The sequence below is a fragment of the Pseudomonas sp. LA5 genome, assembly GCF_028640825.1.
GTDB lineage: Bacteria > Pseudomonadota > Gammaproteobacteria > Pseudomonadales > Pseudomonadaceae > Chryseomonas > Chryseomonas aestiva.
The window spans coordinates 14335-24677 of record NZ_JAQYZY010000056.1 but is presented as its reverse complement, the minus strand read 5'-3'; the positions used below and the strand labels follow the sequence as shown (position 1 = coordinate 24677).

The following is a 10343-nucleotide window of genomic DNA, read 5'->3' as shown; positions in this document are numbered from 1 at the left end:
TTGTCCGGGGCGCGCAGCCGCGACTGGCAAAAGTGACTCGCCTGAGGGGGCGAAACAAAATCCATCCGAGCACTCGATAAGCAAATAGGGCACTGATAAACCAAGGCATCACGGCAAACTCCGCGTTGGGCTTCGCTGCGCTCAACCCAACCTACGGACCCGCCTGCCAAGCCTCAAGCCAGGTGCTGCAACCGCTCCACCAGCTGCGCATGCAGCTGCGGATCGCCGCAGGCGAGGATGGCGCCACCCTGTTGGGCATCGCCGCCATCCCAGGCGGTCATGCGGCCGCCGGCGCCTTCGATGATGGGGATCAGCGCCTGGACGTCGTAGGGCTGCAGGCCCGCTTCGATGATGACGTCGACGAAACCCGAGGCGAGCATGCAGTAGGCGTAGCAGTCGCCGCCGAAGCGGGCCAGCTGCACCTCGGCGGCCACGGCGTCGAAGGCGGCCAGGCGCTCGGGGGTGTCGAAGATGTCGCGGCTGGTGCACATCAGCCGGGCCTGGGCCAGGTTGGCGCAGGCGCGAGTGCGCAGGGCCGCGCCATTGCGCCAGGCGCCGGCGGGGGTGCCCAGGTAGCGCTCGCCGGTGAAGGGCTGGTTCATCACCCCGATCACCGGACGGTTGCCGTCGTTGAGCGCCACCAGGGTGCCCCACAGCGGCAGGCCGGTGATGAAGGCGCGGGTGCCGTCGATGGGATCGAGTACCCAGCTCAGGGGGCTGCTGCCGGCGACGTTCTCTTCTTCCTCGCCGAGGATGCCGTGATCCGGATGCTCGGCCTGGATGAGTTCGCGCATGGCCCGTTCGGCGGCCTTGTCGGCGATGGTCACCGGGTCGTAGCGGCGACCGGCGATGGCCGCGTCGCCCTTGTCGTCCACCGCCAGCTGGGCGCGGAAGTAGGGCTGGATGGCCACGGCGGCGGCGTCGGCCAGGCGCTCGGCGAAGCGTTCGTAGTAGGAAATCTCGGCAGCGGTCAGGCTCATGCTCATTTCACCAGGCGGGCGTCGAGGCTGTTCTGCGCCAGGCGCCGGGCCTGCTCCTGGGTCATGCCCAGGCCTTCGTGCAGGGCCATGAAGTTCTCGGTGACGTAGCCGCCGAAGTAGGCCGGGTCGTCCGAGTTGACGGTGACCTTGAGGCCGCGGTCGAGCATCTTGAGGATGGTGTGCTGGCTCATGTCGTCGAACACGCAGAGCTTGGTGTTGGACAGCGGGCAGACGGTGAGCGGGATCTGCTGGTCGACCAGGCGGGCCATCAGCCGCTCGTCCTCGAAGGCGCGCACGCCGTGGTCGATCCGCACCACGCCGAGCTGGTCGAGGGCTTCCCAGATGTACTCCGGCGGACCTTCCTCGCCGGCGTGGGCGACGGCCGGAAAGCCTTCGGCACGGGCACGGGCGAAGACACGCTTGAACTTGCTCGGCGGATGGCCCTTTTCCGAGCTGTCCAGGCCAACGGCGACGAAGTGGTCGCGGAACGGCAGTGCCTGGTCCAGGGTGGCCTGGGCGGCGTCTTCGGAAAGGTGGCGCAGAAAGCTCAGGATCAGCCCGCTGGTCACGCCCAGCTGCCGCTCGCCGTCGCTCAGCGCCTGGGTGATGCCGCGCACCACCACCTCGAAGGGAACGCCACGATCGGTGTGGGTCTGGGGATCGAAGAAGGGCTCGGTGTGGATGACGTTCTGCTCCTTGCACTTGAGCAGATAGGCCCAGGTCAGGTCGTAGAAGTCCTGCTCGGTGCGCAGCACGTCGGCACCGGCGTAGTAGAGGTCGAGGAATTCCTGCAGGTTGCCGAAGTTGTAGGCGGCGCGCAGGGCTTCGACATCGCCCCAGGGCAGGGCGACGCCATGGCGCTCGGCCAGTTTGAACAGCAGTTCGGGCTCCAGGGTGCCTTCCAGGTGCAGGTGCAGTTCGGCCTTGGGCAGGGCGTTGAGCCAGTCGTACATGGGAGCCTCGGGATAGCTTGAATCGGAAAAAGATGGACGATTGTCGCACGCTTTGCCGGGTTTTCCGCAGGCATCCGGGTTCCCGCTGACCGATGTACGGTGGCTTCGTCGGTTAGAAATTCCCAGCATTCCACGCTTTGGGCCAGCAAAGGGCCATAACACCTGCATTGGGTCCGGATCTGACTACAATCGGGACGCATGGCTCCAAACACCAGGCGTGAGGTATCCGTGCAGACCGTTCAGGATTACGTTGGCGGCAAGAACAACAATCTCAATCTGATTCGCATGATCGCGGCGCTCGCCGTGGTCTTCAGCCACAGTTTCGCCATCTCCAGTGGCACCGCCACGGCGGAACCCGGGCGCGAGAGCCTGGGCATGACCCTCGGCGATATCGCGGTCGACATCTTCTTCATCACCAGCGGTTTCCTGGTCACCAAGAGTCTGCTCAGCCGCGCCGACATCATCGACTTCGTCTGGGGCCGTGCCCTGCGCGTGGTGCCAGGCTTGCTGGTGATGCTGATGCTGACGGTGCTCGGCCTCGGCGCCTGGCTGACCCGGGCACCGCTGCAGGATTATCTGAGCGATCCCCAGACCTGGTTCTATCTGCTGAAGAACACCGGGTTGATCGCCGGTGCCGAATTCGACCTGCCCGGGCTGTTCGAGGGTAATCCGCTACAGACCATCGTCAACGGCTCGCTGTGGACGCTGCCTTTCGAGGTGGGCATGTACGGCGCCCTGGCGCTGCTGTGGCTGGCCGTGCTCTGGCTGCGCCTGGACAGCCGGCACTTCCAGCGCGCCATCCTGCTGTTCGCCGCCGGTGCCGTGCTGTTCAAGCTGTTCGCCTATTACTTCTTCGCCAGCGAATCGCACCTGCTGCGGCTGTTCCAGATGTTCTTTCTGGGGGGCGCCTTCTATGTGCTGCGCGGCTACATTCCGCTGTCACGCGCGCTGTTCGCTGCCGCCGTGGCACTGCTGGCGGTGGCCACCCCCGACCGTGACAGCTTCTTCCTGGTCTACAACCTGACGCTGGGCTACGTGCTGCTCTACCTCGCCTTCGTTCCGGGCGGGCGCATCCGCGCCTTCAACGAGGTGGGCGACTATTCCTACGGGCTCTACATCTATTCCTTCCCGGTGCAGCAGACCCTGGCGGTGGTGATCCCCGGCATCGAGGCCTGGACCATGGTGCTGCTCTCGATCGGCATCACCCTGCCGTTGGCGGTGGTCTCCTGGTTCCTGGTGGAGCGCCATGCCCTGGGCTATCGCCAGGCCTGCGCCTCGGGTACCAAGGCGGTGTGGAAGCGCCTGGCGCCGCGTGGATCGGAAGCGAACTAGGGGCACCTGAGCGAAGGTTGGGCAAGGAAAGGTCAGCGCAGTGAGAGGCCCGGGCTCATGCCTACGTCTCCGAGAGGCAAATGAGCCCGGCTGCCTAGGGCAGAAGGTCAGGCCGGTGAACGCGCCGGTTTCAATCCAGCCATGCCTGGCGGCAGACACCGCCTGATGCCCCTCAGCGTTCGTTGACCCAGACCCGCATCTCGCCTTCGCCACGATTGGCCCAGGCGTAGTAGGGAATGAAAGTGAGTCGCTGCGGACTTGCCTGAGTCGGGGCCGGATCCTGGCGGTAGAGTGACTGGTCGGGGCTGCCTGCTCCGTTCCAGCGCAATCCGTCGGTCTCCAGCTGCACGACCTGCGTCAGCGGCGCACGGCCCTGGATCTCATGGAAGTGCGCCGTTGGTGGCAGTGACAGGTTGTGCAGATCGACGCCGTTGTCCGCCTGCTCCAGGCAATAAACCAGCGGCCCGCGCTGCAGGGCCACCTTGCCGGCCAGCTGGCGTACCCGAGGGTGGGTGCGCAGGCGTTGGGTCGGCATGGGCAGGTCCAGCTCAACCCGGTCGCCGGCCTGCCACTTGCGGCGCAGGAGGCAATAGCCGTCGCGCGCTAGGGGCGCAACCTCGACCGCCTCGTCGTTGATCCGTACCCCGGGCGCCGGGCACCATTCTGGCAACCGCAGGGCCAGGGTAAAAGTGCCGCTCTGGGCCTCCCCGCTCAACTCGAAATCGATGCGGCCCTGCCAGGGGTAGGCGCTGCGCTGGCGCAGGTGCCAGCGCTGGCCGGCGACGGTGCAGTCGAGGTCGCTGCCTACGTAGAGGTGTACATACAGGCAGTCCTCGCGTTGCAGATATATATAGTCCTCCAGCGAGCCCAGCAGGCGGGCGATGTTCGGCGGACAGCAGGCACAACCGAACCAGCGCTGGCGCACGGCGTGAACGTGGTCGTAACGGTGGCTGCCGCCTAAGGTCGCGGGGTCTACCTCCAGAGGATTAACGTAGAAGAAGTGCCGGCCGTCCAGTGCCATGCCGGCCAGCACGGTGTTGTACAGGGCCCGCTCCAGAACGTCGGCATAGCGGCCTTCCGGGCTGAGCTCGAGTAGGCGCCGGGCGAACATCACCAAGGCCACTGAGGCGCAGGTTTCGGCGTAGGCGGTATCGCTCGGCAGGTCGAAGTCGCAGGTCAGGGATTCGCCATGGCTCTGGGCGCCCACTCCGCCGGTGACATAGAGCTGGCGCTGGGTCAGGTTGTCCCAGATGCGCTGGCAGGCAGCGGCCTGTTCGGCGTCGCCGGTGAGCCGGGCGAGGTGGGCGACCCCGGTGTAGAGATAGAGCAGGCGGACCGCATGGCCGACCGCCTTGTCCTGCTTGAGGATGGGGGCGTGGGCCTGGCTGTAGGCCTTGTCCTTGATCATCCAGGCCGGGCCGTGGCTGGGCCAATGGAAGGTGCGGCCACGGCGCTCGTACTCGGCGTCGTAGTAGTGCGGCTGCTGGCCGCGCTGCTCGACGAAGTAGCGACCCAGGGCCAGGTAGCGTGGCTCATCGGTGGCCTCGTACAGACGCATCAGCGCCAGCTCGATCTCCGGGTGTCCCGGATAGCCGCGCAACTGCTCCGGGCCAGGGCCGAACACCTGGTCGATGTGGTCGGTCAGGCGCCGGGCGATGTCCAGCAGGGCGGTCTTGCCGGTGGCCTGGTAGTAGGCCACGGCGGCTTCGATCAGGTGGCCGGCGCAGTACAGCTCGTGGCATTCGGCGAGGTTGGTCCAACGTGCGGCGGGGGCCTTCACGGTGAAGTAGGTGTTGAGGTAACCGTCCGGCTGCTGGGCGGCGCCGATAAGGGCGATCACCTCGTCCGCGGTGGCTTCCAGCGCCAGATCAGGAGCTTGAGCGAGCTGGTAGGCCACCGCTTCCAGCCATTTGGTCACGTCGCTGTCCTGGAACACCATGCCGTGGTGTTCGCCCTGGCGCTGTCCTGCGGCAATGCGGAAGTTGTCGATGGCGTGGCTGGGCTCGGCGGCGTCGACACGGTCGTTCAACGCCTCCCACTGGTAGGGGATGACCACTTCGCGGATCAGTTGCCGATAGGCGTTCCAGAAAGGGTCGTCGAGCCGGACGCGCGGGGTGTCGTGAAGGGTAGTGGTCATGAAATCCTCCAGAAGATCAGCAGGCGGCCTGCAGGTCGTCGGCCAGGCGTTGCATGAAAGGGCGATTCAGCTTGCAGAACACCAGTACGCCCGCCAGCGCCAGGTGCAGCAGGGCGGGGACCAGGGTCTGCAGCAGGGTGATGGCGGCCAGCGAGGCCGGGGTCTGGGCGCCCTGACCGGGATGGTAGGCCACCAGGGTGAAGAGGACGCTGATGATCAGGGCGCTCGAGGCCCAGGCCAGCTTGATGCAGAACAGGTTGGCGGCGAAGTTTAGCCCTGAGGAGCGCACCCCGGTCTTCCAGCGACCGTAGTCGTCGGCGAAGGCCATGAAGGAGAAGTGCAGCGGCAGCGTCATGCCCTGCACCAAGCACGTGGCGAAGATCAGGCCGAGCCAGAGCTGGGCGTGCTCGGTGCCGGTGGGCACCAGGTACAGTCCCAGGCTCCAGACCGCCAACAACAGGTTGACGCCCAGGTACAGCCGGAGCGGATCGACCCGGCGCGACAGGGGCGGAACCAGCAGGGCGCCACCGGTGGTGGCCAAGGCCACCATGGCGAAGAACAGCGAGGTGTAGGCCGTACTGCCGTGTAGTACGTAGGTGATGAAGTACAGGTAGCCGCCGCCGCGTACGTTGAACACGTTGATCAGTAGGAAGGACAGCACCAGCATCAGCAGCAACTGGTCGTTGCGCTTCATCGCAGCGAGGTGCTGGCGCAGCCTGAAGTGACCTAGGGTTGCCAGGGGTACGCGCTCACGTACGCTGAAAAAGCACCAGAGGAACATGGCCACCGCCACGGTGCAAAGCAGGGTGACGCCCCAGCGATAGCCTCGTACTGGGTCGCCGTGGCCGAACGCGACGACCATCCAGGGCAGACCTACCGAGACCAGCAACCCGGCGAGGCCGCAGAGCATGAAGCGCCAGGTCTGGCAGGACACCACCTCCTGCTGGCGAGTGGTCATGGCGTTGATCAGGGCGCAGTAGGGCACGTTGATGGCGCTGTAGCTCAGCGACAGCGCCAGGTAGGTGACGAAGGCATAGACCAGCTTGGCGGTGGGATCGAGGTCCGGGGTGCTGAAGGTCAGAATGCCGGCCAACCCAATGGGCAGAGCGGCCCACAGTTGCCAGGGGCGGAAGCGACCGAAGCGGCTGTTGGTGCGGTCGGCCAGGGTGCCCATCAGCGGATCGGCGAGGGCATCCACGACCCGGAGCACCAGGAACAGGGTGCCGACCACGGCTGGGGTGAGGCCGAAGATGTCGGTGTAGAAGAAGGTAAGAAAGTTGGCGATGAGGCAGGTGATGATGGTGCCCCCGGCATCGCCAAGGCCATAGCCGAATTTTTCCGTCCGAGACAATTCCGCCGCAGACGAGGCAGGCGCGAGGGGTGCGGAGGTAAGGACCGAGGTGGTCATGCGAGCTTCTCCCTTTCTTGTCATTATTGGAGTGCGACCGTCGAATTGGACGGTCTGAGCCTGTTCCTGCCGCCTTTGGAGCGGTTGGCCTGGACGCTAGGTTGGCATCCGTGGGCGGCGGCCGACAAGAGAGCCGAGACGTATAAAAACGGGACGATTCCGACTTATCGTGCCAAGCTGGATGGATCGACGAATGCCAAGGGTGCGGTCATGCTGCAACTGATTTTCGCCAGCCCGTTGCAGGTACAGAACGGCGGCCACTTCATCTCCCGCGGGGTGGGACGCCATCCACGGCGAATCCTCGATTCCTATGAGCTGATCTACGTCGACCGCGGCATCCTTAGGCTCCGCGAGGAGGACGAGGAATTCGTCCTGGGCGCCGGCGAAGCCCTGTTGCTGCAGCCGGGGCGCTTGCACGAAGGCCTAGGCGATTTCGATCCCGACCTGAGTTTTTACTGGCTGCATTTCGAATTAGCCGCTGCGCCCGCCGCGGGAGAGGCCCTGGCGATACCCCAGCGTTCCCAGGTGCAGGTGCCGGAGCGCTTCGTCGCCCTGCTGCGGCTGTTTCTTGCCGAACAGGAAGATGGCGCCCCACCGGCGGCCCTGGAACTGCTGCTGCTGGCGCTGCTGGAGCGCCTGGCGCGCAGTCCGCTGGCCAGCGCCGCCCAGGGGGCCGGGGTGGCCCTGGCTTATCGTGCCCGCCAGTTGATCGGCACGCGCTTCGGCGAAGCCCTTGGCGCCGCAACGCTGGCCAGTGCTTTGCGCTGCAATCCCGACTACCTGGGCCGGGTGTTCCGCCAGACCTTCGGCATTACCCTGACCGAAGCCATCCATCGCCAGCGTATTACCGCGGCTGAGCGCCTGCTCCTCAATGCCGAGTTGCCACTGGCGCGCATCGCCGAGCGCTGCGGCTTCGGCGATAGTGCCTATTTCCGCCGACTGTTCCGTCGCCAGCGCGGCATGACACCGGCCGCCTACCGCCGGCTGTACTGCAAGGAGCACATCAACTCGGCATGAGCGCGGCGGCGGCTTCGAGCATAGCGGGCCGCCTACGGCGGGGTTGCAGAGGTACTGACTCGGCTTGCGAGCGTTTTGCCGTCTATGGCGGTCGTAACAAGGCATTGCTCAACCAAGGACGCCCCTTTCCATGCTTGCCGCCCTCAAAGACGAAACCCTGCTGCTGGTCGCCATCGGCGCCACGGTGCTGGCCTATGTGTTCGAACACGCCCTACTCGGCGGTGGCCAGACCCTGGCGCTGATCGCGGCTGGCGGTCTGATCGCCGCCATCATCTGCGCGGCCATGCGCGTGGCCCACCACGCCGAACTGCTGGCGGAAAAGGTCGGCGATCCCTATGGCACCATGATCCTGACGCTCTCCGCCGTGCTGGTGGAGGTGATCATCCTGGCGATCATGATGAGCCACGACCATTCGCCGACCCTGGCCCGCGACACCATCTATGCCGCGGTGATGCTGGACATGAACGGCATCATCGGCCTGGCCGCCCTGCTCGGTGGCCTCAAGCATGGCGAACAGCCCTACAACGACGATTCCAGCCGCAGCTACGGGGTGATGATCATCACCGCGGTGAGCATCTCCATGCTGGTGCCGGAATTCATCCCTTCGGCCCAGTGGCACGTCTATTCCTTCTTCACCATCGGCGCCATGGCGCTGCTCTATACCCTGTTCCTGCGCATGCAGACCGGCCCGCACAGCTATTTCTTCAGCTACAACTACCCGGACAAGAAGCGCAAGCGTCCGGCGGTCGAGGGCGAAGCCGCCACCGCTGGCCATGGCGAAAGCAGCGCCACCCTGTCCATCGCCATGCTGATCGTCGGCATCGTCGCCACCGGGGCCCTGGCCGAGGTGATGTCCAAGTCGCTGGATACCGGCCTGGAAGGCCTGGCGGTGCCAGCGCTGGTCCCCGCGCTGGTGGTGGCGGTGATCTCCGCCAGCCCCGAGATCCTCACCGCGCTGCGCGCGGCCATGGCCAATCGCATGCAGTCGGTGATCAACATCGCCTTGGGCGCCAGCCTGTCCACGGTGATCCTCACTGTGCCGGTGGTGGAAGCCATCGCCCTGTACAATGGCCAGCCGATCCAGATGGCCATGACCCCGGTGCAGACGGTGATGATGGCCGTGACCCTGATCGTCGCCGCCATCAACCTCAACGACGGCGAGACCAACGCCATCGAGGGCATGACCCACTTCGTGCTGTTCGGCACCTTCATCATGCTGACCATTCTCGGTCTCTAGGGACGCACCATGATCGACAGCGAGGTCATCAGCAACTACGGTTACGGCGCCGCTGTCCTGGGCGCCTTGATCGAGGGCGATGGCGTGGCCATCCTGGCCGGCATCGCCGCCCGCCACGGCTACCTGCTGTATCCGCTCACGGCCGTCTGTGTGGCCCTGGGCGGCTTCATCGGTGACCAGACGCTGTTCTTTCTCGGGCGGCGCTACGGCGACCGCATCCTGGGGCGCTTCAAGCGTCAGCAGGCGCGCATCGATTGGTTGCGCAGCCGCATCCATCGCCACGAGGCGCTGTGGATCATCGGTATCCGCTTCGCCTACGGCTTCCGCCTGATCGGCCCGCTGCTAATCGGCGCCAGCGGCGTACGCCCGCGGCGCTTCCTGTTCTTCAACATCATCGGCGCGCTGCTCTGGGGCTTTTTCATGACCGGCATCGGTTATGCGGTGGGCGAGATCCTGCGGGACTTCTTCGCCGAGCATCATGTGTCGAAGCGGTGGTTCTTTGCGGCGGCGATCTGCGTGGCGGTGCTGTTCATCAGCCCCCGCGCCATCCTGCGGCGGCGGGAGAGGGTGTAAGGTAGGGTGGCGTAGGTTGGGTTGGGCGCAAGCGAAGCCCAACGTTGCGGACTTGGATCTTGGATGCTTCGGCTAGTTGTTGAGTTTCGCTTGTAGCCCCTGTTTCGCCTAGCCGGCGACTTACTTTTCTTTGCTTGCGGATCGCCGCCCGGTGCAAAGAAAAGTAAGCAAAAGAAAGCACACCCCACGTTTCGGCCCTGCGCTACGCTCCGGGTCCCCTCGCTCCGGCGCCGCTCCGGGGGCACGGCACGAAGGGGCCTCCTGCCGCTCGCGCCTTGCTCGGCGTCCTGCCTCGCAACCCCCTCCGCAACGCCTGCACTCGGCCTCACTGACGGGGACGGGGCGCAAGCCTGAAGCTTGGGCGTTCACAAGATCTGTAACGTGTAAAACCGCAGAGCGTTTTCCACTGGCAGCCTTTAACTGCCGAACCAATTGTCTTTATCGCGGCCATGGGCCGCTCCTACAGTAGCCGGATATCCCGTAGGAGCGGCCCATGGCCGCGATTCCAGTAGAGTCAAGGCGTAGCGTGGAAAACCGCGCAGCGTTTTCCACTGATGTGCTTGACCGCGAAAAGTGGACAAGGCTTCGCCGTTGTCCACGCTACAGGTCCTTCCACCAATACTTTCAGGCTGGCGAATCGCCCCGTTCAGCAGGGTGAACGCCAGTGTCGTGGAGTGGGTCGAGCCGCATGGATGCGGCGAGAGGC

General features: G+C 65.3%; 9 protein-coding genes. 4 read left to right on the top strand and 5 right to left on the bottom strand.

Annotated features, from left to right (window positions below; translation table 11 throughout):
• Positions 1-173: 173 nt before the first annotated feature.
• Together hisN and PVZ72_RS21060 are read right to left on the bottom strand one after the other, a co-directional pair.
• Positions 174-980, bottom strand: a complete 807-nt coding sequence (hisN, locus tag PVZ72_RS21065) for a histidinol-phosphatase (protein WP_208693905.1) — start codon at positions 978-980, stop codon at positions 174-176.
• 2 nt (positions 981-982) lie between these two features.
• Complete coding sequence (locus tag PVZ72_RS21060; RefSeq protein WP_133861420.1) at positions 983-1933, bottom strand: adenosine deaminase; 951 nt, start codon at positions 1931-1933, stop codon at positions 983-985.
• A 228-nt stretch (positions 1934-2161) separates the two neighbouring features.
• Here PVZ72_RS21060 and PVZ72_RS21055 point away from each other — a divergent pair, with 228 nt between their 5' ends.
• The gene (locus PVZ72_RS21055; protein WP_273862937.1) at positions 2162-3265 is read left to right on the top strand and encodes an acyltransferase family protein; all 1104 of its coding nucleotides are present in this window, start codon (positions 2162-2164) and stop codon (positions 3263-3265) included.
• Between the two features lie 172 nt (positions 3266-3437).
• On the opposite strand, the gene PVZ72_RS21050 is transcribed toward PVZ72_RS21055, so the two are convergent.
• Together PVZ72_RS21050 and PVZ72_RS21045 are read right to left on the bottom strand one after the other, a co-directional pair.
• On the bottom strand, positions 3438-5402 hold the full coding sequence (locus tag PVZ72_RS21050) for a glycoside hydrolase family 127 protein (RefSeq protein WP_273862936.1): 1965 nt from the start codon (positions 5400-5402) through the stop codon (positions 3438-3440).
• Positions 5403-5418: 16 nt separating this feature from the next.
• Positions 5419-6810, bottom strand: coding sequence for an MFS transporter (locus PVZ72_RS21045; RefSeq protein WP_273862935.1), 1392 nt, complete (start codon positions 6808-6810; stop codon positions 5419-5421).
• A 210-nt stretch (positions 6811-7020) separates the two neighbouring features.
• On the opposite strand from PVZ72_RS21045, the gene PVZ72_RS21040 reads away from it, so the two are divergent.
• From PVZ72_RS21040 to PVZ72_RS21030, 3 genes are all read left to right on the top strand, one after another.
• On the top strand, positions 7021-7827 hold the full coding sequence (locus PVZ72_RS21040; RefSeq protein ID WP_273862934.1) for an AraC family transcriptional regulator: 807 nt from the start codon (positions 7021-7023) through the stop codon (positions 7825-7827).
• 130 nt (positions 7828-7957) lie between these two features.
• Positions 7958-9064 (top strand): calcium:proton antiporter, encoded by a 1107-nt coding sequence (locus tag PVZ72_RS21035; RefSeq protein WP_017638648.1) that lies wholly within the window; start codon positions 7958-7960, stop codon positions 9062-9064.
• 9 nt (positions 9065-9073) lie between these two features.
• Positions 9074-9637, top strand: a complete 564-nt coding sequence (locus tag PVZ72_RS21030) for a DedA family protein (RefSeq protein ID WP_273862933.1) — start codon at positions 9074-9076, stop codon at positions 9635-9637.
• Positions 9638-10053: 416 nt separating this feature from the next.
• Here the strand turns inward: PVZ72_RS21030 and PVZ72_RS21025 are convergent.
• A partial coding sequence (locus PVZ72_RS21025) for a hypothetical protein (protein ID WP_273862932.1) occupies positions 10054-10343 on the bottom strand: 290 nt, incomplete at its 5' end.